This is a genomic window from Burkholderia sp. MSHR3999, assembly GCF_000833595.1.
Lineage (GTDB): Bacteria > Pseudomonadota > Gammaproteobacteria > Burkholderiales > Burkholderiaceae > Burkholderia > Burkholderia ubonensis.
The window spans coordinates 336,925-359,631 of the sequence record NZ_JRFO01000007.1; the positions used below are offsets into that span (position 1 = coordinate 336,925).

Annotated in this window: 22 protein-coding genes and 2 pseudogenes; 15 read left to right on the forward strand and 9 right to left on the reverse strand. The window is 67.1% G+C overall.

Annotated features, from left to right (window positions below; all coding sequences use genetic code 11):
- Positions 1 to 30 precede the first annotated feature (30 nt).
- The 3 genes from KY49_RS37675 (at position 31) to KY49_RS25085 (ending at position 1,699) form a co-directional block, all read left to right on the forward strand.
- Positions 31 to 651, forward strand: a complete 621-nt coding sequence (locus tag KY49_RS37675; protein ID WP_156162607.1) for a hypothetical protein — start codon at positions 31 to 33, stop codon at positions 649 to 651.
- An 89-nt stretch (positions 652 to 740) separates the two neighbouring features.
- Positions 741 to 1,124 carry a VOC family protein gene (locus KY49_RS37680; RefSeq protein ID WP_156162608.1) on the forward strand — a complete coding sequence of 128 codons (384 nt, stop codon included), beginning with the start codon at positions 741 to 743 and terminating at the stop codon, positions 1,122 to 1,124.
- A gap of 137 nt (positions 1,125 to 1,261) precedes the next feature.
- Entirely contained in the window at positions 1,262 to 1,699 is a 438-nt protein-coding gene (locus tag KY49_RS25085; protein WP_042587165.1) for a hypothetical protein, read from the forward strand.
- A gap of 18 nt (positions 1,700 to 1,717) precedes the next feature.
- Here the strand turns inward: KY49_RS25085 and KY49_RS25090 are convergent, their stop codons facing one another.
- The 3 genes from KY49_RS25090 to KY49_RS39340 form a co-directional block, all read right to left on the reverse strand.
- Positions 1,718 to 2,515: a hypothetical protein gene (locus tag KY49_RS25090; protein ID WP_042587166.1), complete on the reverse strand. Its 798-nt coding sequence runs from the start codon at positions 2,513 to 2,515 to the stop codon at positions 1,718 to 1,720.
- A 573-nt stretch (positions 2,516 to 3,088) separates the two neighbouring features.
- On the reverse strand, positions 3,089 to 4,372 hold the full coding sequence (locus tag KY49_RS25095) for an isoprenylcysteine carboxylmethyltransferase family protein (protein ID WP_042587167.1): 1,284 nt from the start codon (positions 4,370 to 4,372) through the stop codon (positions 3,089 to 3,091).
- 103 nt (positions 4,373 to 4,475) lie between these two features.
- Positions 4,476 to 5,651: a collagen-like triple helix repeat-containing protein gene (locus KY49_RS39340; RefSeq protein ID WP_042588716.1), complete on the reverse strand. Its 1,176-nt coding sequence runs from the start codon at positions 5,649 to 5,651 to the stop codon at positions 4,476 to 4,478.
- A gap of 100 nt (positions 5,652 to 5,751) precedes the next feature.
- Between KY49_RS39340 and KY49_RS39345 the strand changes: the two genes are divergently transcribed.
- Positions 5,752 to 6,519 carry a hypothetical protein gene (locus tag KY49_RS39345; RefSeq protein WP_442854646.1) on the forward strand — a complete coding sequence of 256 codons (768 nt, stop codon included), beginning with the start codon at positions 5,752 to 5,754 and terminating at the stop codon, positions 6,517 to 6,519.
- 209 nt (positions 6,520 to 6,728) lie between these two features.
- A complete protein-coding gene (locus KY49_RS25110; RefSeq protein ID WP_042587169.1) occupies positions 6,729 to 7,127 on the forward strand; it encodes a carboxymuconolactone decarboxylase family protein in 399 nt (132 codons plus the stop codon).
- Between the two features lie 36 nt (positions 7,128 to 7,163).
- Here KY49_RS25110 and KY49_RS25115 read toward each other — a convergent pair whose 3' ends face one another.
- From KY49_RS25115 to KY49_RS25125, 3 genes and pseudogenes are all read right to left on the reverse strand, one after another.
- Positions 7,164 to 8,150 carry an alpha/beta fold hydrolase gene (locus KY49_RS25115; RefSeq protein WP_042587170.1) on the reverse strand — a complete coding sequence of 329 codons (987 nt, stop codon included), beginning with the start codon at positions 8,148 to 8,150 and terminating at the stop codon, positions 7,164 to 7,166.
- Between the two features lie 28 nt (positions 8,151 to 8,178).
- On the reverse strand, positions 8,179 to 9,777 hold the full coding sequence (locus KY49_RS25120; protein WP_042587171.1) for a flavin-containing monooxygenase: 1,599 nt from the start codon (positions 9,775 to 9,777) through the stop codon (positions 8,179 to 8,181).
- Positions 9,778 to 9,851: 74 nt separating this feature from the next.
- Positions 9,852 to 10,085: pseudogene (locus KY49_RS25125) on the reverse strand (SDR family NAD(P)-dependent oxidoreductase); the annotation flags it as partial.
- A gap of 89 nt (positions 10,086 to 10,174) precedes the next feature.
- On the opposite strand from KY49_RS25125, the gene KY49_RS25130 reads away from it, so the two are divergent.
- The 3 genes from KY49_RS25130 (at position 10,175) to KY49_RS25140 (ending at position 11,549) form a co-directional block, all read left to right on the forward strand.
- The gene (locus KY49_RS25130) at positions 10,175 to 10,831 is read left to right on the forward strand and encodes a TetR/AcrR family transcriptional regulator (RefSeq protein WP_042587173.1); all 657 of its coding nucleotides are present in this window, start codon (positions 10,175 to 10,177) and stop codon (positions 10,829 to 10,831) included.
- A gap of 119 nt (positions 10,832 to 10,950) precedes the next feature.
- Positions 10,951 to 11,223: a type II toxin-antitoxin system Phd/YefM family antitoxin gene (locus KY49_RS25135; RefSeq protein ID WP_010098346.1), complete on the forward strand. Its 273-nt coding sequence runs from the start codon at positions 10,951 to 10,953 to the stop codon at positions 11,221 to 11,223.
- On the forward strand, positions 11,220 to 11,549 hold the full coding sequence (locus KY49_RS25140) for a type II toxin-antitoxin system RelE/ParE family toxin (RefSeq protein WP_042587174.1): 330 nt from the start codon (positions 11,220 to 11,222) through the stop codon (positions 11,547 to 11,549). The genes KY49_RS25135 and KY49_RS25140 overlap by 4 nt, the downstream gene beginning before the upstream one ends.
- Positions 11,550 to 11,572: 23 nt before the next feature.
- On the opposite strand, the gene KY49_RS25145 is transcribed toward KY49_RS25140, so the two are convergent.
- The gene (locus KY49_RS25145; protein ID WP_042587175.1) at positions 11,573 to 12,529 is read right to left on the reverse strand and encodes a LysR family transcriptional regulator; all 957 of its coding nucleotides are present in this window, start codon (positions 12,527 to 12,529) and stop codon (positions 11,573 to 11,575) included.
- A gap of 126 nt (positions 12,530 to 12,655) precedes the next feature.
- Here KY49_RS25145 and KY49_RS25150 point away from each other — a divergent pair, with 126 nt between their 5' ends.
- The 7 genes and pseudogenes from KY49_RS25150 (at position 12,656) to KY49_RS25180 (ending at position 20,159) form a co-directional block, all read left to right on the forward strand.
- A complete protein-coding gene (locus tag KY49_RS25150) occupies positions 12,656 to 13,300 on the forward strand; it encodes a glutathione S-transferase family protein (protein WP_042587176.1) in 645 nt (214 codons plus the stop codon).
- Positions 13,301 to 13,333: 33 nt separating this feature from the next.
- Positions 13,334 to 14,299, forward strand: a pseudogene (locus KY49_RS25155) (pyridoxamine 5'-phosphate oxidase family protein); the annotation flags it as partial.
- A gap of 134 nt (positions 14,300 to 14,433) precedes the next feature.
- Complete coding sequence (locus tag KY49_RS25160; RefSeq protein WP_029226088.1) at positions 14,434 to 14,637, forward strand: DUF2970 domain-containing protein; 204 nt, start codon at positions 14,434 to 14,436, stop codon at positions 14,635 to 14,637.
- 408 nt (positions 14,638 to 15,045) lie between these two features.
- Positions 15,046 to 17,298, forward strand: a complete 2,253-nt coding sequence (locus KY49_RS25165) for a TonB-dependent siderophore receptor (protein ID WP_042587178.1) — start codon at positions 15,046 to 15,048, stop codon at positions 17,296 to 17,298.
- Positions 17,299 to 17,331: 33 nt separating this feature from the next.
- Positions 17,332 to 17,943 carry a nicotinamide riboside transporter PnuC gene (gene pnuC, locus KY49_RS25170; protein ID WP_042587179.1) on the forward strand — a complete coding sequence of 204 codons (612 nt, stop codon included), beginning with the start codon at positions 17,332 to 17,334 and terminating at the stop codon, positions 17,941 to 17,943.
- A gap of 24 nt (positions 17,944 to 17,967) precedes the next feature.
- Entirely contained in the window at positions 17,968 to 19,170 is a 1,203-nt protein-coding gene (locus KY49_RS25175) for a phosphotransferase enzyme family protein (protein ID WP_042587180.1), read from the forward strand.
- A gap of 320 nt (positions 19,171 to 19,490) precedes the next feature.
- Entirely contained in the window at positions 19,491 to 20,159 is a 669-nt protein-coding gene (locus KY49_RS25180; RefSeq protein WP_042587181.1) for an O-methyltransferase, read from the forward strand.
- Between the two features lie 100 nt (positions 20,160 to 20,259).
- Here KY49_RS25180 and KY49_RS25185 read toward each other — a convergent pair whose 3' ends face one another.
- Positions 20,260 to 21,483, reverse strand: a complete 1,224-nt coding sequence (locus KY49_RS25185) for an RtcB family protein (protein WP_042587182.1) — start codon at positions 21,481 to 21,483, stop codon at positions 20,260 to 20,262.
- A gap of 55 nt (positions 21,484 to 21,538) precedes the next feature.
- Entirely contained in the window at positions 21,539 to 22,681 is a 1,143-nt protein-coding gene (locus KY49_RS25190; protein WP_042588717.1) for a slipin family protein, read from the reverse strand.
- Between the last annotated feature and the right edge of the window lie 26 nt (positions 22,682 to 22,707).

A 22,707-nucleotide genomic window follows, 5' to 3' on the forward strand; every position in this document is an offset into this window, starting at 1 on the left:
ACCGATGTTCATGCACAAGGTGAAGTGGCTTTGCTTTTGCTGAGAAGCTTCGATCGCACGACCGAAATCGTTCGGAACGAAGTTGACGGACGCTCACAGGCTTTAGCTGCAAGTGATTCGGCACAGCTGTTGAGCCGAGGCTACTTCACAAGCGCCGACGGCCGGTTGGATACGTCTCGGAGAGTTGGACAACGTGTCGACGCTGTCATTGCCGCACAAGCAGCCACTGCAGACGCTGCGGTACGGCTCGGGGCACGTGTACCAGCTATGTCAGGTGCTGAATTGAAGAATGTCGTTTTTGTTCCATCGAAATCGACTGAGGAGTCGGTGGAGTTTTATGTCAATGAACTGGCGCTGTTCGAGGTTGCCGAGGATCTTGGCCGGGGGAATGTATTTCTCCGATATATCCGGAGTGAGGATTTTTATTTGATGCTTTCTCTGGAGTTGGATGTGCGAGAGGGTGGTGCACCGGTATTCTCTGTCGGGGTTGACGACTGTTTTGGTGAGTATAATCGTCTAAAAGGTGTTAATTTCAAAAGTGGAGCGGAAATCCTCTCGAATCCGGGGTTTGTGGAGTGGCCGCTGGGTAAATTTTTAAAAATGAGGGATCCCGCTGGAAATGTATTTGATTTGAGTGAATGGTATGTGTAGGGCGATGGGCGTGTCAGTGAAATGGGGCGGTCGCGTGAGGTGGCCGATATTCGTCTTGAGGCGTGGCGGGCGGTGATTGCTAAAGTGTGATGAGAGCAGATATTTTTGTGCCAACAGTTTCCGTGGACGAGCAGGTTCGATTCTATGTGAAAGAATTGCGCCTTTTCGTCGTTTCACAAAACTACGGTATGGGAGAAATTCTGCTTCGGCATATTGATTGCCCATCGTTTTGTTTGCAACTTCAACCAAATCGAAGTCCGTCTGGCGATTGGCCAATTTTTTGCATGACGACGGAAGATTGTCGCTCGGAGTTCGCACGCCTTTCGGTGGTCGCCTTCCAGAAGGGAGGGCTTGTTCCTGATGCAGGGGCAGGTGCTCAGCCGTGTGAATATCCCCTCGGTCAAACCATCTCGTTACGAGATGCAAGTGGAAATCTGTTTCTGATCACCGAATGGCATCCGAGCGCGCTGTAAGGTTCGTGGACCGATGTATTGGAAGTAGGCGGCAAAGCATAGGTAACACATCAGGTGGAAGGAAGCGGTCATAGTGGAAGATCCGTTTTGCAGCACGCTGTGCGACAGTGAAGCGTGAAATTTGAACGGGACGTGGCATGTCTCTGCTCCTTTTGAGAAATTTCGATTGCGCGCGCGAAGTGCTCCAGTACGCGACAGACCATGGTCCGAAGGCTTGGGTCACTCACGACCCGGCGCGCCAGCCGGATCGCGGTTATTTCACGGTTGTGGACGGGCGCTACTACGGCGTCTTTGCGTCTGCTACGGGACCGGTGGCGTTTCGCGACGCACAGCAATGGATGCTGTGTGAAAACCAAGTGCTGACGGAAATGAAGTTGTTGCCCGACGGACGGAAACGATTCGTGGTGACGATACGGAACGAGCGCGTGCTGGATGTCGTATATCAACCATCCGGCATCGTTGTCGACAATTGGTCCGATGACGAACGCATGATCGACTTCTTCGCGTGGCTGCGCGACGGAATGTCGAGTGGGGCGCTTGGCCAGTTTGTCTCCTTTTACACGCTGTCAGCGTGAAATTCCGGACACAGCGCTTCAGGTGTCTTTCCGCAAGCGTATCGGCGATTCCGTTTGGAATGCACGACAGTCATGGCCCGGTCCAGCTTGCCGGCGACTACCGGCCCCTGATTGTTTGGCCACGATTGTGCTTGCTCCCGGCACGATGGATTGAGCGTCCGGCGCGTCGCCGTTCGGCGGCACCCGAACCGGCCACTCCGGCCAGCGCGCCGACGTGCGAACTGATCGATCGTGTGCAATCGCCGGCCCGCCAGTCATGCCGATCACCTCCGCAAATTCCCCCATCGTCCACCCCGCCCCAAGCAACAGCCGCCGCGTATGCAACGCACCGTGCACGTCATCCGACACGCACTCTCCGAGATAACGCAATTCCCGCCCTTCGATATCGACGAACCCGTGCCGATACTCCCGCGCGAGCATCGTCCACAGCCTTGCCGCCCCAACCGACTGCCGCGCGCCGCTGATCAGGCACAGCCCGGCGTCGAGCCCCCACCGATACAGCGTGGTCGCAAGCCCCTTGCGCTGGAACGAAGCGCGAAATTTGGAATGCGGCGCCCGCAAATAGCGATCCGCGCGACGGGGAATTTCGGGCAAGCGATTGAATACCGTATACCCGGCGAGCTGCCGGGGCGCCGGATCTTCGACATAGAGAAAATATTCGCCATCCGCCTCCCGATGGCGAACGATCAGGCCCGACGCGCCGAGCGCGACGGCCGGCAGGCCGTGCAGGCGGTGGCCCGGTTGATGGAGGCGAGCATGGAGCGTGTCCAGCTCATCGTCGATGCTGTTCTGGCAATGCTGTACGTCGATGCGCATGGCAAAGGGAGATCGTGTCGAGCGTGTCGAATGAATGGGTCATGGCGATGGAAAACGGAGGAAGCGGCCCCGCGGCTCGGCAAGCGAGCCGGGGCCGCCAATCAGCTGGGGATGTGCTGGAAACCGGCGGCGATCGCGGCGAGGCCCGCGACGCAGAGAGCGATCAGGATCAGGACTTTATGCATCACGCCTCTTTCCTCATGAATGCGCGGCGCCGGCGGGCGGCGTCGCGGAGACGGTGAACGGCGGGCCGGAACCCGCGCGGCCGTCGCGCAGGGCGACGGTCGGAATGTCCGAACGATGCGAGCGGTGCAAGCACCCGGGCGAGCCACTACGCACGCGGACGGCCCGCACCATACGCGGTCATCGCGCATCCGGCAATCCCGCTGTCCGTAAAAGGCGTAAATTGCCCATGTTTCGCGACAATTGGCCGCAAGCTGGCCATTTTTGAGATGAGTTGAGCGCGCAAAGCGCCTGCGTCGGGGGCGGCAGAAGGCCTGCCGTTTTATTCCTGACGAAAGCGGCGCGGGCGACCGCCTTGCGAGGCTGCGGTCCACCCGTGCCGGCGGCAAATCAACCCGCCTGCTGCTGCCCGAACACGCGCCGAATCCGCGCAAACAACCCGTGCTCGGCGATCCACGCCGCATACGCGCGATAGTCCGGATCGCGCATCAGGTGACGCTCCTCGGTCTTCGCGCGCAGGAAGTAGATCAGGTTGACCGCGACGAGCGCCGCGCAATGCGCGAGCGCGACCCGCCAGCCGAGCGGCTCGACGAACGGCACCGAGATCATCCAGTACGACAGGTTCTTCGTGATGTAGGCCGGATGCTTCGTGAAGCGGTACGGGCCGGACGTGATGATCCCGCGGTTGGTCAGGTTCGAGAAGCGCAGGCCGAACGAGATCGTCGACAGCGCGTAGCACAGCAGCAGCGCGATGATCGTCGCGCCCCAGGCCACGCGAATCGCCGGCGCGGAGAGCAGCCAGTTGTCCCAGAACATCGAGCCCTCGTAGCGGATGTAATTGTTCGAGATCAGCGACCAGAACGGCTGGTAGCAGATCAGCGCGGCGAGCCAGCCGAGCGTCGTCGGCTCGACGGTGCGCACGTGGCTGTCGAGGACGCGGAATGTGCACAGGTAGCCGACGGTGCCGAACATCAGGTCCATCGTGAACGACAGGTCGTACATGAACACGAACAGCGCGAGCGACATCGGCGCATGCATCGCGTTCGCGAGCGACGCGCTCAGGTGATCGGCGTCCTTCGACAGGTAGACGGTCATCAGCGGCAGGAAGAACGCCTTGACCATCCACCCGGCGAGCATTTCGCGCACCGGCCGCCAGCTTGCGGGCTGCTCGCCGCGAAACAGGAAGCGCCCCCACAGCAGGTAGGCGTCGTCGGTCTCGCGTTGATGGCGGTCCATCCACGCGAAATAGATCGGCGCGGCGGCGATCACGTACGGCGCGAGCGCGCGCAGCAGCGACCAGAACGGCAGGTAGAACGCGCCGTGATACTCGGGCAGCAGCCAGTACAGCATGCCGATGCCCGCGTAGACCGACGCGAGCGCGCCGAGCCGCACCGCGACGCGGGCGACGCCGAGCGGTCGCACGGCCTGCCGCGACAGGCCGGCGCTCGGCCGCAGATAGACGCGCGAGATGAAGAGTTCGTGCAGCGCGATCGTGCCGATGATCGCGAGACTGGCGATGACCGCGCGCGTGGCGCCGTCGAGGGCGGGCTGGTCGCGCGTGATCCACAGCGCGAAGAGGCCGGCCGTGATGCCGAGCAGGCCGGCGCGCAACGGGGTGGCGGAGCGGGGCGGCCGGTCTTGGACGGCGGAGATGCCTTCGAGCGTCGAGTTCATGTGATCCTCGTATGGATGAGGCCGACGCCGCAACGTGGGCGGCGCCGGCGGGCGGCCGGGGTTTGGAATGTTGTGTGCCCGGCCGCCTGGCGCTGCGGGTCGATTACTTCGGCAAGGCGCCGCCGAGCAGGCCGCCGACCAGGTTCGTCACCGGCGCGAGCAGGCTGGTCGCCCCGGCCGTGCCGCCGCTCGAGCTGCCGCTCAGGCCGCCCGCCGCGGTGCTGGTGGCGCTGACGCCCGGCGTCGTCATCGTCGTGATCACGCCGCCCGGACTCGCCGCGACGCCGGCGCCGGTGGTGCCGGCGGGCGACGTCAGCGAACCGGCGAGCGTGCCGACCGGGCCATTCGTCAGCGCGCCGGTCAGGTTGCCTGTCAACCCGCCGCCAGGCGTGGTGACCGTGCCGGTGAGGCTCGCGCCGAGCGGCGTCAGCGAATTGACGAGGGTCGTGACGGGCGCCAGCAGGTCGCCGGTGCCGCTCGTGCCGCCGGCGCTGCCGGGCGAACCGAGCAGGTTCGTCACGGGTGCGAGCGGGCCGCTGCCGCCGGTTCCGCTCGAACCAGTCGCGCCGCCGCTGCCGCCCAGCGACCCGAGCAGGCCCGTGATCGGCGCGAGGGGGCTGCCGCTGGTCCCGCTCGTGCCGCCCGAACCGCTGCTGGAGCTGCCCGTATTGCCGCCGAGCAGGCCGCCGACGCTCGTGACCGTATTGCCGAGTTGCGTCACGACGTTGCCGAGATCGGTGCCGGCCGGGTTGGTCGTCGCGCCGCCGATCTGCGCGCCGGCCGTGCCGAGGCCGGTGCCGACCGTGGTCAGCAGGTTGCCGACCGGCGTGCCGAGGCCGGTCGTGGCGCCGACGTTCTGCGTGGTGCCGGGCGTCTGGACGCCGCCGGTCAGCGTGTTCGTGATCGGGTTGATGAGGCTGCCGACCTGTGTCTCGAGCTGCTGGATCGGCGTGGTGTTCAGCGTGGTGTTGAGGCCGGACGCGGTGGTGCTGATGACGCTGCCGACCGTGCTGACGAGGCCGCCGACGGTCGACGTGACCGGTGCGAGCGGCGACAGCGGGCCGGCGCCGAGGCTCGTCACCGCATTGCCGACATTGTTGACGGCAGCGCTGGCGCCGCTCAGCAGGCCGGTCGTCGACGTGAGCGTCGGTCCGAGCGGATTCTGCGACACGCCGATCGAGCCGAGGCCGGCCGCGACACCGTTGCCGAGCGACTGGACGCCGTTGCCGAGGCTAGTGACCGCATTGCCGACGCTGGTGGCAGCCGGGTTGTTCGACACGCTGCCCACCTGGGTACCGCCGTTGGCGACGGTCGTGCCGAGCGACGTGACGAGGTTGCCGGTCTGCTGAAAGATGCTGCCGAGCGGAGCGGAGCCTGAGGTGCCCGAGGACGTGCCTGAGGACGTGCCTGAGGACGTGCCTGAGGACGTACCGGAAGACGTACCCGAGGACGTGCCGGAAGATGTGCCGGAAGATGTGCCGGAAGATGTGCCGGAGGATGTACCGGAAGACGTACCCGAAGACGTACCGGAAGACGTACCAGAAGACGTACCAGAAGACGTACCAGAAGACGTACCAGAAGACGTACCCGAGGACGTGCCGGAAGATGTGCCGGAGGATGTACCGGAAGACGTACCCGAGGATGTGCCGGAGGACGTACCTGAAGACGTACCTGAAGACGTACCCGAGGACGTACCCGAGGACGTACCCGAAGACCCCGAACTCCCGCCCGACGTCCCTGAGCTTCCCGAACTGCCGGAGGTGCCAGACGTCCCAGACGTCCCGGACGTCCCGGACGTCCCGGACGTGCCCGATGTTCCCGACGTGCTCGGCTTCAGCGAGGTAGCCGTGGTCGGTCCGTCGATCGATCCGCATCCATGCAGCGCGAGCAGCGACGAGATGGCGAGCGAGAGCGTCGTTCTTGAGAAGTATTTCTGCATGTTGGCCTCAACAATTGGTGTTTGTCCCGGCCAGAACTGCAATTTCCGCGCCACCGTGGTTTGCGCGGTGTGCGTTGAATTTTTCTTGTGGAATGTCCGACGTTTGAGGCTTTTTGTTCTGAGTAATGGCGATTTCGCGAAGCGGTGGCGCAATGGACCGCGCGATGTTCCCGCAAGGCGTCGTAACGTGCGTGGGAACGTTACGTAGCGTCGGCGTCCGGCGACGCGCGCGCGTTGACACACTTACTGTGGCGCAGCGGTTTACCCGACCGACGCCCGCGCCTTTGACGAAATGCCCGCGCCTCGCGAACATGAGAGGAGGATCGCGCCGTCCGGCGGGCCAACCCGCACACACCGGCAATCGACGGCGCAACCGAAGCACCCCCGAAACGGAAGCCGGACGAACAGGACAGAGCGATGAGCGAACAGGACAAGGAGCAGGGCAAGGCGCGCCGCATCGACGTGATGGGCGAGGCATTCGTCGAGCGGGCGATGCGCGATCTCGACGGATTTTCTCGGCCGCTGCAGGACTGGCTGAACGAGCACGCGTGGGGCAGCACGTGGCAGCGCGGCGGCATCGATCTCAAGACGCGCAGCCTCTGCACGTGCGCGATGCTGGCTGCGCTCGGCCGCGGCACCGAGCTGAAGGGCCACGTGCGCGGCGCGCTCAACAACGGCGCGAGCCTCGTCGAGATTCGCGAGGTGCTGCTGCACAGCGCGCTGTACGCGGGCGCGCCGGCGGCGGTCGAGGCATTCCGCAACGCGCGCGAGGTGATCTCGGAACTCGGCCTGACGCTGCCCGACAGCGAGGACTGAACGCGTCGCCGCGCGCCGATGCGCGGCGCCGGGGCTTCAGCGCCCGGCCTGCGCGACCGGCGCGTGCGCTTCGAGCGGCGCCGCGGCCACTTCGGCCAGCCACTCGGCCGTCGCGTCCGGAATCGTGACGGGCAGCATGTGGCCGCCCTCGACCACCCGCAGCCGCACGCGCGGCGACTTCTGCGCGAGGGCCTCGCCGTGGCTGCGCCAGTTCAGGATGCGGTCGTCGCGGCCGTACAGCACGTCGACCGGCAGCGCGAGCTCCGCATAGCGGCGCTCCATCGCGGGCAGGTCGCCGGGCACCGCGATCAGGTCCGACGCCGTCGCATAGAAGCTGCGCGGCCGCAGCCCGAGCAGCCCGCCGCCCTTGACAGGGAAATCGTTCGGCACCGCTTCCGGCGCGAACACCGCACGGACCGCCTTGCGGCCGGTCAGGATCGTCAGCGGAATCGCGAAGGTCCACGACACGAAGCGGCGCACGAGCTTCGACGGAATCAGCAGCGGGCGGAACGGCCCCGGCGGCTCGGCTTCCAGATGCGAGAGCGGCGCGATCAGCGCGAGGCGGCTCACATGCTCCGGATGGTTGAGGCCGACCGCGAGCGAAATCGCGCCGCCGAGCGAATGCCCGACGAGCACCGGCTTGTCGAGCTGCAGCGCGTCGATGAAGGCGGCGATCGTGCGCGCCTGCGCAAAGATGTTTGCCTGCGAGCGCGCGCCGCGCAGCGAATGCCCGGCGCCCGGCCGGTCGATCAGGATCACGCGATGGCGTTCCGCGAGCTGTTGCAGCGGCAGGTACGCGAAATTGCGCAGTTGCCCCGCAAGCCCGTGGACGAACACGATCGGCGGGCCGCTGCCGTACTCGACGTAATGGATGCGGTCGCCGCCGATGTCGACAAACCGGCCTTCGGGCCGGAACGCGCGCGTCACGCGGTGCGCGATGTACCACGTGAACGCCGCGAGCGCCGCGCACACGGCCGCGACGGCGATCAGCGCCTGCTGGATCAGATGGATCGTATGGCTCATGTCGGCCTCGTCAGGTTTGACCGCGGGTTCAAGCGCGGGTGTCGAGCGCGGGTTGCGGGCCGGATGCGGCGCCCGCGTCGGGCTTCGCGCGGCGTTCGAACCGCATCGCCGAATCGGCGAGCGTGCTGAACTTCAGCGACGCGAGATCGAGCACGTAGTTCTGGTGGAATTTCCACGGCTTCTTCTCCCCCTGTTTCGGCAGGATGCCGGCCGCGCGCTGGATGTAGCCCGAACTGAGGTTCACCGCCGGCACGTTGCCGAGATCGCCCGGCGCGAGGCGCGGCACGCAGGTGTCGTAGCCGTGCGCGCGCATGTGGTTGAGCAGGCGGCACACGTAGCGCGCGATCAGCTCGGCTTTCAGGGTCCATGACGCGTTCGTGTAGCCGAACGACGACGCGAGGTTCGGCACGTCGCTGTACATCATCCCCTTGTACGACACCGTCTGCGACAGGTCAACCGCGCGGCCGTCGACCGTGACCTGCGCGCCGCCGAGCATCTTCACCTTCAGCCCGGTGGCGGTGACGATCACGTCCGCGTCGAGCCGCTGGCCGCTCTTCAGCCTGAGGCCGGTCGGCGTGAAGCGCTCGATCTCGTCGGTGACGATCGACGCGCGGCCCGCGCGGATCGCCTTGAACAGGTCGCCGTTCGGCACGAGGCACACACGCTGGTCCCACGGCTTGTAGCGCGGCGTCAGGTGCGTCGCGACGTCGAAGTCCGGGCCGAGCTGCTTGCCGGCCGCGCGGATGATGAGCTTCTTCGTCGCCTCCGGCTTGCGGCGCGCGAGATTGTAGAGATACATCGTCAGCAGCACGTTCTTGACGCGCACGAGCCGGTGCGCGAGCCGCGCCGGCAGCATGCGGCGCAGCGCGTTGGCGATCCTGTCGCGCGCGGGCAGCGACACGATGTAGGTCGGCGAGCGCTGCAGCATCGTCACGTGCCGTGCCTCGGCCGCCATCGACGGCACGAGCGTCACCGCGGTCGCGCCGCTGCCGATCACGATCACGCGGCGGTCCGCATACGACAGGTTCTTCGGCCAGTGCTGCGGATGCACGAGATCGCCGCCGAACGTGTCCTTGCCGGGCCAGTCGGGCAGGTAGCCCGCGTCGTAGTCGTAATAGCCGCTGCACATGTACAGGAAGCGGCAGGTCAGCACGAGCGTCTCGGCCGGAGCGTCGCTGCCGCCGCCGCGTTCGACGCGCACCGTCCAGCGCGCGCGGTTCGAATCCCAGTCCGCGCCGACGACCTTGTGGCGGTAGCGGATCGTCTTGTCGATCCCGTAGGTGCGCGCGGTGTCGCGGATGTAATCGAGGATCGTCTGGCCGTCCGAGATCGCCTTGTCGCCGTGCCACGGCCGGAAGCTGTAGCCGAGCGTAAACATGTCGGAATCCGAACGGACGCCCGGATAGCGGAACAGATCCCAGGTGCCGCCGATCGCGTCGCGCGCCTCGAGGATCGCGACGCGTGCGAACGGGCAGCGCTGCTGCAGGTGATAGGCCGCGCCGATGCCGGACAGGCCGGCGCCGACGATCAGCACGTCGAGATCGGCGCCGTCGCGGCGCGTGCCGCCGGCGCTCGCGTGGCGGTCGAAGGCGGGCGGCGCGGTGCGCCGGTCGGTCGTCGAAGTCATGCGGGGTCCTTGGTCGGCGGGGTCGGGCGCGCGCCGGGTGCATGCGCGCGCTGGAGGTTGCGTGCGCGGGCGCGGCGCACGAAGTCGGCCCACGCGAACACCGCGCCGCGGTCGGCGACATCGAGCCGCTGCGGCGTCACGCGCACGCCGTGCCGCGAGCAGGCGGCCGCCGTGCCCGCGAGCCCGACGTCGTTGACGTCCGCGAGCGCGACCTCGCAGCCGCGCCGCGCGAGCTCGACCGCGAGACTGCGGCCCATGCCCGAACCGGCGCCGGTGATCGCGGCGACCTTCCCGGAAAACCCCTTCATCCGTCGTTCCTCCCGTGTCCGCTTGCGCTGTGCCGGCGGCGCGCTTATTGTGGTGTTGCGTGTCACCAATTTAGTTTTCGGGTGTCCTGATGTCAAATAGCGGAATGGAGAAAGTACTCAAAACGCAGAAACGGGGCCGCGCGTACGGCGGCGTGGCGCCCGAGGTGCGCGCGGCGGAGCGGCGCGACGCATTGATCCGTGCGGCGACGCGCGTGTTCGGCACGGTCGGTTTCAGGAAGGCGACCGTGCGGTCGATCTGTCGGGAAGCGAAGCTGAACGACCGCTATTTCTATGCGGCGTTCGACAGCACCGAGGATTTGCTGCGCTGCACTTACCTGCATCACGCGGAGCAGTTGCGCGACGCGGTCGCGCAGGCGGTCGCCGCGCACGGCGGCGATCTGGACGCGCGCGTCGACGCGGGGCTCGCGGCGTTCTTCGGGTTCCTGCGCGATCCGTGCGCGGCGCGCGTGCTGTTGCTCGAGGTGATGGGCGTGAGCCTGGACACCGACGCGACGTATCAGCGCGTGCTCGTCGAGTTCGGCAAGCTGATCATGGCGATCGGCGGGCGGGGCGAGGCGGTTGCGGGGCCGGAGCGCACCGAGCAGTGGCTGATCGGGCTCGCGCTGGTCGGCGCGATGACGAACGTCGGCACGGCGTGGCTGCTGACCGAGTACCGAGATCCGGAAGCGCAGATGATCGCGAGCTGCAGGAAGGTGCTGCTCGGGACGTTGGCGGCGGCGGGGTAGGGGAGCCGACTTGGTATATGCCGGTTCGGTAAATCTTCGGGGCCAGGTGGTCGGCGTATAATAGGACTAAATTCGGTCTATAATCGGTCCAGTTGCTGCCAAAAGGACAAGGTGTCGTGATGAAATTTTCCACGCAAGTCAAGCCGATCAGCTACCTGAAGAGTCATGCCGCGGAGATCGTCAAAGACATTTCCGAAAGCCGGGAGCCGATGCTCATCACCCAGAACGGCGAAGCGAAACTTGTCGTCATGGACGTCAAGTCCTATGAGGAGCATGAAGAAACGCTGGCGCTCCTGAAGCTCCTTGCCCTCGGCAATCGCGAGATCGAGCAAGGCCACTTTCGTCCTGTCGAGGATGTATTCACGGAACTCGACAAGGAAGACGAGCAATGACGCTTCGTGTCGTGATTCTGCGTTCTGCAGAAACGGATTTGAAGGAATTGAAGCGCTACCTCCAGTCAAATTTCGGAACGGAGACCTGGCGAGCCAGCTACGGCAAAATCAAGGACGCCATTGCTGTGATCCGGTCCTTTCCGAACCGAGGCCGGATTCCGGACGAACTGATCAACTTCAATTTGATGCAGTACCGTCAGGTCATCGCCGGAATGAACCGCATCGTCTACGAGGTTCGCGGCGATATCGCCTATATCCATGTCGTGTGCGATACCCGCAAGGATCTGAAGTCCATTCTCTTGAGAAGGCTGCTGCGTAGCGATTGAATGCCGCACGCGCGCGGCACGATTCATCCGGAAGCACGCTTCGACTTCGTCGACCGCCCACGTGTCGCCCGCGCCGGCGCCGCGCCAATTTTCTCCCGCATCGCCTCGATGAACGCCCGCACCTTCGGCGACGGCAGCCGTGTCGACGGAAAGATCGCGTGAATCCCGGCCGGCGGCGAGCGCCAGCCGGGCAGCAGGCGCACGAGCCGGCCCGCGGCGACGTCGTCGGCGATCGAGAAATCGGTCAGCAGCCCGAAGCCGCCGCCCGCGAGCGCGATTGCGCGGCAGGCGGTCGCGGTGTTCGACACGACGTGCGCGGTGCAGCGCACCGACGCCTTGCCGCCGCGCGCGCTCTCGAGCTCGAACGTCTGCGGGCGCGGCAGCGTCGACAGCATTACGAACGGCAGCGCCGCGAGCGCCGCCGGATCGCGCGGCAACCCCCAGCGCGCGACGAACGCCGGGCTCGCGACCGGCCACTTCTCGTATTCGCCGAGCTGCACCGCGCGATAGTTCGAATCCGCGAGACGGCCGATGCGGATCGCGACGTCGATGTTGTCGGCGACGAGGTCGACGAGGCGGTCGTTCGCGATCAGCTCGACGTCGAGCGCCGGATGCGCGTCGCGCAGCGCGACGATCGCAGGCGCGACGACCTGCGCGCCATAGTCGATCGGCGCGCTCACGCGCAGCGTGCCGCGCAGCGGCCCCGTCTCCGACGACACCGCGTCGAGCGCGCTTTCGGTCGCGCGCATGATGTCGCGGCATGCGTCGTAGAACGCGCGCCCCGCGTCGGTCACGGCGAGCCGCCGCGTGGTGCGCACCAGCAGGTTCGCGCCCACTTCGGATTCCAGCCGCTGCATGTGCGTGCTGACCACCGTCTTCGCGAGCCCGAGCCGCTCGGCCGCCGCCGTCAGCGAGCCCGCTTCGACCACCGCCACGAAAACCGCGAGCCGGTTCAGGTTCACGTCGCGCAAATCCGCCATCGCCGATTGTCCTGTCAAAGAGGATGATGTTTCCGCGATTATCCCTCTTCTGAAGACAGGGGGCGCGCGTTACGCTGGGGCCGTTCGTTGCCGGTTCGCGGCGACGCCCTTTGCCGGAGTGTTCCCATGCCTGTTGCCGAGAAGCCGTCTGTTCCGATCCGCGTCTACTCGTTTCCGCTGTCCGGCCACGCGCATCGCGTGCGCCTGTTCCTGTCGCTGCTCGGCGTGCCGTTCGAGGTCGTCGACGTGGACCTCGCCGCGGGCGAGCAGCGCCGGCCGGCCTTCCTTGCGCTGAACCCGTTCGGGCAAGTGCCCGTGATCGACGACGGCGGCGTCGTGCTGTCCGACTCGAACGCGATCCTCGTCTATCTCGCGAAGCGCTACGGCGACGCGCACTGGCTGCCCGACGATCCGGCCGGCGCGGCGGCCGTGCAGCGCTGGCTGTCGCTCGCGGCGGGACCGATCGCGGCGGGCCCGGCCGCGGCGCGGCTCGTCACCGTGTTCGGCGCGCCGCTCGATCACGAGCAGGCGAAGCGCGTCGCCGTCCGGTTGTTCGACGTGATCGACGCGGAGTTCGCGAAGCAGCCGTTCGCGGCCGGCGCGCAGCCGACCATCGCCGACATCGCCGCCTATACGTACATCGCGCACGCGCCGGAAGGCGGCGTGTCGCTCGATCCGTATCCGCATGTGCGCACGTGGCTCGCGCGCGTCGAGGCGTTGCCCGGGTTCGTCGGCATGCCGCCGACCCGCGCGGGCCTGCTCGCGGCATAACGCGCCGGGACGATTCCTTCAGGATATCAAACGATGACTGCGCCGACCGTCGCGCCGCCGGGCTGGGAACTGGATGTGTCGCCGTTTCATGCGGGCGAACTTGTCGTGCAGCAGCGCGCGGGCGTGGCTGACGCCGCGAGCGCCGTCGGGCTGCGCGGCATCCGGCGTTTCATGCCCGATCAACATCGGGCGTTCTTCGCGCAATTGCCGTTCTTCGTGCTCGGCGGCGTCGACGCGGAGGGCCAACCGTGGGCGACGCTGCGTGTCGGCGCGCCGGGCTTCGCGACGTCGCCCGACGCGCACACGCTGCGGATCGCGGGCGACACATTGCCGGGCGATCCGCTGGCCGATGCGTGGCGGCCGGGCGCGCCGCTCGGCGGGCTCGGCATCCAGTTCGACACGCGGCGGCGCAATCGCGTCAACGGCGTCGTGCAGGCCGTCGACGGCAGCAACGTGCTGACGGTCGCCGTCGAGCAGAGCTTCGGCAACTGCGCGAAATACATCCAGAGCCGCACGCCGGTGTTCGACCCGCGCGGCGATGCGGCGCCGCCACGGCTCGAACGTTCGGCCCGACTGAGCGATGCCGATCGCGCGCTGCTGGCGCAGGCGGATACGTTCTTCGTCGCGAGCGCGAACCTGTCGGCGGAGGCGGGCGCGGCGCGCGGCGTGGACGTCTCACATCGCGGCGGGATGCCGGGCTTCGTGCGCGTCGACGACGACGCCACGCTGACGACGCCCGATTTCAGCGGCAACCGGCTGTTCAACACGCTCGGCAACCTGCTGCTCGATCCGCGCGCGGGCCTGCTGTTCGTCGATTTCGAGCGCGGCGATCTGGTGCACGTCGCCGCGCGCGCGGAGATCGTCTGGGACGGGCCGCTCGTCGCGTCGTTCGACGGTGCGCAGCGGGTGGTGCGGTATCGCGTGCAGGAAGTGCGGCGCGGCGTCGCGGTGATGCCGTTCCGCTGGTCGCCGGTCGAATGGGCGCCGCAGTTCAGGGCTCGCCCCGCGTGACGGATTGGTGGGCCGCACGCCATGTGCTGCCCGAAAAGCGTTCGCAACTGCTTCTGTTTTCATCGGCGGATCGGATCGACCATAACGGCAACCGATACGATGAAAGTGAAAGGAGCAAGGCCATGAAACTGCTTGGCATGATCCGTCTGGTCCTGTGGAGCTTCTTCGGCGTGCGCAACAGCAAGGCGCACGCCGCGGATCTGGAGAACGTCAACTTCACGCTGCTGCCGTTCGTGGCGATCATTCTCGCCGCGCTCGTCGGGGCGGTCATCTACGGCGTCGTGCACCTGGTGGCCGATCCGACGTCGACGATGCAGGGCTTCTGAGCACGATTGCCTCGACAACCCGATGCCGGCGCGACGATGCGCCGGCATCGGGCGCCCCGCACGAGCCGCCGTCGTGATCGCCTGAACGGCCGCTGCCCGCCCGCCTGCAAGCGACGATTCCGTCGTTGCGATACGCGCCATCGATCGATGGCGCTTCCTGTTCCGCTTTTCTCCCTTCCTGCCCGAATCCGCCGCCGGTCCGCCGCCCCGGGGTAAAATGCGCGCCGCAATGCGTGGCGCGCCCGGGCGTCACGCCCGGGCCCACCGCGGACCGGCTTCCGATACGCGATGCGCCGCATCGTTGACGACGACATCCGGGGCCATCGCGCGCAGCCGCACGAGCCCGCGCCCATCTTGCATGATCGAGCGCGTGCGACAGGTTGAGCGGCGAGTTTCAAATCCAGAAAGATGACTGTGAACAGAAGAAGAAGGTCGCCGGCACTGCGGCGGCGCGCGCGTGTCGGCGTCGGTATCGGTATCGGCGTCGGTCTCGGCATCACGCTTTTCGCCGCGCAGGCAGGCGCGGCTTCCGTCGATGCATCGGCGCGCGCTTCGGACGCCGATGCGGCCTCCGGCGGCGGCACGCTGCCGGCCATCAGCGTAAGCGGCGCGCGCGGCAATGCGTTGCGCGCGCGCACCGCGTCGGTCGACGGCCATGACGACGCGCCGCTGCGCGATACGCCCGCGTCGGTCAGCGTCGTCACCCGCGCGCTGCTGGACGACCAGCAGGCGAAGCGATTGAGCGACGTCGTCCGCAACGACGCATCGGTCAGCAACGCGTACGCGCCGGTCGGCTATTTCGAAGGCTTTTCGATTCGCGGCTTTCCGGTCGATCTCGCGAGCGCGATCCGCATCGACGGCCTGACGGTGTCGGGCGAGCAGAACGTGCCGCTCGAGAACAAGGAGCGCGTCGAGATCCTGAAAGGGCTCGCGGGCATCGACAGCGGCGTCGTCGCGCCGGGCGGCGTGATCAACTTCGTGACCAAGCGGTCCGCGAACGTCGCAAGCGTGACGACGGGCGTCGACAGCCGGGGATCGACGTCGGCAGCCGTGGATCTCGGCCGGCGGTTCGGCCCCGACAACCAGTTCGGGATCCGGATCAATGCGGCGAAGGAGAACATGCATTCGTACATCGACGGCACGAACGGGCGCCGCACGTTCGGATCGATCGCCGCCGACTGGGACATCAGCCCGCGCGCAAGCCTGCAGCTCAATGCGGAATTCCAGCAGTGGATCCAGCGTTCCGCACCGGGGTATCAGCTGCTCGGCGGCACGGTGGCGCCGTCCGTCAAGTCGACTTCGAAGGCGCTCGGCACGCAGCCGTGGGCGAAACCGGTGACGACCGACGCGCTGAACCTCAACGCGCGCTTCGACTACCAGTTCAACGACGACTGGAAGGCGTACGTCGCCGCGGGCCGCAGCCGCACGATGATCGACGACAACAGCGCGTTCGCGTATGGCTGTTCGTATGCGGCGAGCTGCGCGGCCGGCGCGACGTCGCCGTTCTTCTTCGGCCGGAACGGGGATTTCGACGTGTACGACTTCCGCAGCCCGGGCGAGTATCGCCGCAACGACGACGTGCGCGCGGTGACTACGGGCAAGTTCGCGACCGGCCCGGTGCGCCACGAGCTGACGGTCGGCACGAGCGTGCAGCGGCGCGTCGTGCACATGGCGGACGCCGTCTACGACTACGTGGGCAGCGAGAACATCCACGGCCCGGACGTCACGTTCGCGCCGTCGCCGAACGTGCCCGGGCCGTCGTATCCGCGGCTCGACGCGTGGCAGTACGCGGTGTTCGGCGCCGACCGGATCAGCTTCGGCGACCACTGGCAGGTGCTCGCGGGCGGCAAGGAGGTGCTGCTGCGGCAGCGGAGCTGGAGCAGCCTCGACGGCCCGCAGGCCCGCACCGACCGCTCGGTGTTCCTGCCGCAGGTCGCGCTGGTCTACAAGCCGGTGAACGCGCTGTCGCTCTACGCGTCGTACAGCAAGGCGCTGTCGCTCGGCGACCAGGCGCCGGTGCGCGCGACCAACGCGTATGCGTTCCTGCCGCCCGTCGAATCGCATCAGATCGAGGTCGGCGCGAAATACGACTGGCTCGACCGGCTGAGCCTCACGGCCGCGGTATTCTCGATCAGCAAGCCGTTCCAGTTCGCGCAGCCCGACGCGTCGAACGGCAGCTACACGTTCGTGCAGCGCGGCACGCAGCGGCACCAGGGGATCGAGCTCGGCGCGGCCGGGCAGGTCACGCAGCGGCTGTCGCTGACCGCGACCGTGGCGGCGATTCGCGCGCGCGCTTACGATTCGGGTTCGCCGGCCTACGAAGGGCATCAGGTGATCAACGTCCCGGCGCTGCGCGCGTCGCTGTATGCGGACTATGCGGTGCCCGGCGTCGCCGGTCTCGCGCTGCTCGGCGGCGTCGATTACAGCGCGAGCCGCAATGCGAACGAGGAGGGCACGGCGCGCGTGCCGGCGTGGTTCGTGTTCAATCTCGGCGCGCGGTATGCGACGAAGATCGGCGGACACCGCGCGGTGCTGCGCGTGTCGGTCGACAACCTGTTCAACAAGTTCTACTGGCGGGATGCGGGCGAGCAGCAGGGCGACGCGTACTTGTTCCCTGGCGCGCCGCGCACCGCGCGCGTGTCGCTGACTTACGATTTCTGATCGCGGTTCGACCTACACTGGAGAGTACGAACGATGTCCACCCTTGAAATCGCCGGCGTGATCGTCAGTGCGCTCGCGATCTGGCTGACCGCGAAGCGGCGCATGCTGTGCTGGCCCGTGGGGCTCGCGTCGGTCGCGCTGTACGGCTGGATCTTCTTCGACGCGAAGCTCTATTCGGACATGCTGCTGCAGGGCGCGTTCGCGGTGCTGCAGGTGTACGGCTGGCGGCGCTGGCTCGCGCAGCGCGTGGATCGCGCGGACGGCACGGCCGACGGCGCCGCGTCGCACGGCGCCGTCGTGCCGGTCAGCGGCGTCACGCCCGCGAAGGTGCTGCCCGACCTGATCGCGGCGGTCGTCGGCAGCGCGCTGCTCGGCGGGATCATGGCGCGCTGGACCGATGCCGCGCTGCCGTTCGTCGACGCGTCGCTGACCGCGTTCAGCCTCGTCGCGCAATACTGGACCGCGCGGCGCTACATCGCGTCGTGGGGCCTGTGGATCGTGGTCAACGTGGTGTATGTCGGGATGTTCGTCGTCAAGGAGCTGTACCTGACCGCGGGGCTCTATGCGTTGTTCATCGGGCTCGCGGTGATCGGCTGGCGCGACTGGCGCAACACGGCCGCTGCGGTGCGCGCGGCGGCGAGCTGATTCATTTCCGGAGGCCTGTCGCCGATGTCCAATCCGACCGAGTCGACCGCGCTCGCGGCCCACGCGGACGCTGATGCGATCGCGCCGCCGCAGTTCGGCGTAGACGGCGAGCAGGCCGAACGCGACTGGCCGCTGATCACGCGCGACGAGGTGGCCGCGATCCTCGCGCGGATCGACGACGCGGGGCCGCCGGCGCAGCTCGCGTGGCACAGCCCGCGGCCGTTCTCGGCGGCCGTGCTGGTTCATGCCGCGCGCGGCCGCGCGCTGTTCGTCAAGCGTCATCACGTGAGCATCCGCGACGTCGCGGGGCTCGAGGAAGAACATCGCTTCATCGCGCATCTGCGCGAGCGCGGCATTCCCGTTCCCGACATCCTGGCGGACCGCGACGGCGCGACCGCCGTGACGCTCGGCGACTGGACCTACGAGGTGCACGCGGCGGCGCCCGGATGCGATGCGTATCGCGGCGTGATGTCGTGGAAGCCGTTCATGCATCCGTCGCACGCTTACGCGGCCGGGCAAGCGCTTGCGCGCCTGCATCGTGCGGCGGCCGGCTTCGATGCGCCGGCCCGGCCGGTGCGGCTGCTGCTGTCGAGCTTCAGGGTGCTGTCGTCGGCTGATCTGCCCGGCGCGCTCGAGCGCTGGGTCGCCGCGCAGCCGCTGCTCGTGCGCGCGCTGGCCGCGCGCAACTGGCGTGACGATATCGCGGACGCGATCGGCCCGTATCACGCGCGTTTTGCGCCGCTGCTGCCGGCATTGCAGCCGCTGTGGACCCACGGCGACTGGCACGCGTCGAACCTGTTGTGGAGCGATGGCGAACCCGGCGCGCAGGTGCGCACGGTGCTCGATTTCGGGCTGTCGGATCGCACCTGCGCGGTGTATGACGTTGCCCTCGCGATCGAGCGCAACGCGATCGACTGGATGGCGCCGGCCGACGCGCGCAAGGTCGAATACGCGCAGATCGACGCGCTGCTCGACGGGTACGAGTCGCTCGCGCCGCTCGACGACGACGCGTATGCGGCGCTGGTCGCGCTGCTGCCGATCGTGCATACGGAGTTCGCGCTGTCCGAGGTTGCGTATTTCGACGGCATCGTCGGTTCGCCCGAGACGGTCGATGTCGCGTACGACGGCTATCTGATCGGGCATGCGCGATGGTTCGGCGAACGCGACGGAAGGCAGTTGCTCGATTGGCTCGAACACCGCAGGCGCACACGCAATCGAATCGCCTGAAAGACACGTCGCATGCGGCGGCCGCTTCGGCTCATGCCCAGCCTTCCCTGATTCAAGCGCCACCCGGCGACGCGGCCTCCGCCGCCTCTTCCCCACCATTGACGCTCGCCGACGCGCTCGCCGGGACGAAAGCCGCCGTGGACGGCGATGGTTTCGAGACGCCAGCGGGAAGAGGCCTGCTCGGTCGTGGGTGCTCCGACTGTTGTTCTGATGGTCCGGCGATTATAGAAGCGGCATTCTCCAAGGTTTAAAACGATTGGTTCGTTGCTTATTGACGCGTGCGGCATAGAATGCCTTTTTCCAGTGACGAAGGGGCCGCAATGGATCAGGATCAGTGGACGCAGGTGGATGCGTATTTCTCCGCGACGCTCGTGCCGTCGGACGATGCGCTCGATGCCGCGCTGGCGGCGAGCGATGCGGCCGGGTTGCCGGCGATCAACGTCGCGCCGAACCAGGGCAAGCTGCTGCAGCTGCTCGCGACGATCCGCGGCGCACGGCGCATTCTCGAAGTCGGCACGCTCGGCGGCTACAGCACGATCTGGCTCGCGCGCGCGTTGCCGCCGGGCGGCAGGCTCGTGACGCTCGAGCTGAATCCCGAGCATGCGAAGGTCGCGACGCGGAACATCGCGCGGGCCGGGTTCGCGGACGTCGTGTCGGTCGTCGTCGGCAGCGCGAAGGACAGCCTCGCGCAGCTCGTCGAAGCGGGCGCGGAGCCGTTCGACTTCATCTTCATCGACGCGGACAAGGAGAGCAACGCGGTCTATCTGGAGGCGGCGCTGAAGCTGTCGCGGCCGGGCACGGTGATCGTCGTCGACAACGTCGTGCGGCGAGGCAGGGTAGCGGATCCGGATAATCAGGATCCCGATGTGGTTGGCGTGCGCGACGGGTTCCGCTTCATCGCGGCGGAACCGCGCCTCACGACGACGGCCGTGCAGACCGTCGGGCTGAAGGGGTGGGACGGGTTCGCGATTTCGATCGTGGGGGAGTGACGCGGGGCGGCGCTGATGCCGGCCGCCGCCAGAAAAAAAACGGCGTGACGCCGATTCGCGTCACGCCGTCCATTCGTCATCCGCGTTCGATCACATCGCACTAACCCTTCACGCACACCACCTGACGCAGCGTGTGCACCACTTCGACAAGGCTGCGCTGGGCCGCCATCACCGCGTCGATGTCCTTGTAGGCCATCGGGATCTCGTCGACGACGCCCGCGTCCTTCCGGCATTCGACGCCCTGCGTCGCCTTCACCTGGTCCTCGACCGTGAAGCGGCGCTTCGCCTCGGTCCGGCTCATCGAGCGGCCCGCGCCGTGGCTGCACGAACAGAAGCTCTCCGGATTGCCGAGCCCGCGCACGATGAAGCTCTTCGCGCCCATCGAGCCCGGAATGATCCCGAGCTGCCCCTTCTGCGCGGACACCGCGCCCTTGCGGGTCACGAGCACGTCCTCGCCGAAGTGGCGCTCCTTCTGCACGTAGTTGTGGTGGCAGTTCACCGCGTGCTCGTCGACGGCGAACGGCTTGCCGATCACGCTGCGCGCCGCGTCGATCACCGCGTCCATCATCGCCTGCCGGTTGTGCCGCGCGTAGTCCTGCGCCCAGCCGACCGCCTCGACGTAGTCGTCGAAATGCCGGCTGCCCTCGTTGAAGTACGCGAGGTTGCGATCCGGCAGGTTCGCGATGTGCTGCCGCATGTCGGCCTGCGCGAGCTCGATGAACAGGCTGCCGATCGCGTTGCCGACGCCGCGCGAGCCGCTGTGCAGCATGAACCACACGCTGTCGTTCTCGTCGACGCACACCTCGATGAAGTGGTTGCCGGTGCCGAGCGTGCCGAGGTGCACGTAGTTGTTGGTCTTCTCCAGCTTCGGATACTTGTCGACGATCCGCTGGAACCCGGGCAGCAGCTCCTTCCACATCTCGTCGACCCGTTGCGGCGCGCGATTGCCCCATGCGCCCGGATCGCGCCGGCCCGGCGCGCGGCCGTGCGGCACCGCGCGTTCGATCGCGCCGCGCAGGCCCGCGAGCGAGTCCGGCAGGTCCGCCGCGGTCAGCGTCGTGCGCGCGGCCATCATCCCGCAGCCGATGTCGACGCCGACCGCGGCCGGAATGATCGCGCCCTTCGTCGGAATCACGCTGCCGATCGTCGAGCCCTTGCCGAGGTGCACGTCCGGCATCACCGCGACGTGCTTGAAGATGAACGGCATCCGCGCGGTATTGCGCAGCTGTTCGCGCGCGTCCTCTTCGACGGCGACGCCGGTCGTCCACATCTTCACCGGCTTGCCGTGCGCCAGTTCCATCACTTGATAATCCAGTTCACTCATTGCTTCACCTGCTCAGTTATGTATCGCGCGGCGCCCGTGCGCCGCGCCGCCGCGTTCATTGCGCGGCCTTGATGCTGACGAGCCCGTTCAGCACCTGGTCCAGACCGCCGAACACCGAGATGCGGTCGATCCGTTCCGCGATCCGCTCGAGCGTTTCCAGCTCCTTGAGCCGCAGCGCGGTCGGATTCTCTTCCATCACCTTCGCGGTGTTCAGCAGCGAACGGGTCGCCGCGGTTTCCTCGCGGCGGCGGATCACGTTCGCCTGTGCGGCCTTCTCGGCCTCGACGACCTGCGCGAGGATCGTCTTCATGTCGCCCGGCAGCACGATATCCTTCACGCCGACGCTGCGCACGTCGACCCCCGAATCGGCGAGCCGCGGGCGCACCTGCGCAATCACGACCTCGTCGATCGCCTGCTTGTCCTCGAGCAGCTCGTCCAGCGTGCGCGTGCCGACGGCGGCGCGCAGCGCGAACTGCAGCTCGCGGTACAGGTGCTCGACCGGCTTCTGCAACTGTCCGTATGCGCGCAGCACGTCCGCGTAGCGCCAGGTCGCCGACAGGTTCAGCCGCAGCGCGACCTTGTCGCGCGTCAGGATTTCCTGCCCGCCGACTTCGAGCGCCTGCAGTCGCAGGTCGACGAGCTCGACCGCCACGTCGCGATTGAAGCGCCAGAATGCGGACAGGCCGGCATCCAGCAGGCGCTCGATCTTGCCGTCGATCTTCAGCACGCCGACATGGTAGGCCGGCACCTGGGCCAGCAGCACGCCCGCGAGCCCCGCGACGCCGCGCGCGCGCAGCGCCGGCTGCGTCAGGCGCTTCGCCAGTTCGGCCGGCAGCGTGCCGCCCTGCGCGAGATCGACGCGTTCGAGGCGATGCTCGATCTGGCCGCGCCAGTAAAGCCGGCGCGTGCCCGGCGGCAGGATCTCGACGAGCACGTCGTTCTCGTAGCGCAGTCCTGCCTCGTCGTCCGCAAGATCCATCGCAATGAAATAGCGCGCGAGCACATCCTGCGCGTCATGGCGCAGGTAATCGGCGAGCGCCTCGTCCGCGAGCGGCGCGTCGAGACGCGCGGTCTGCACCGTCAGACGATTGAACGGATCGAAAGCCTTGAACACACCCGGTTCGAGCACCTTCACGAAATCGCCCTCGCTCATCAGCAGCGCGCGCTCGTTCTTTTTCACCACATGACGCTTCCACATATTCATTCTTGTCCTTTTCTTCATGG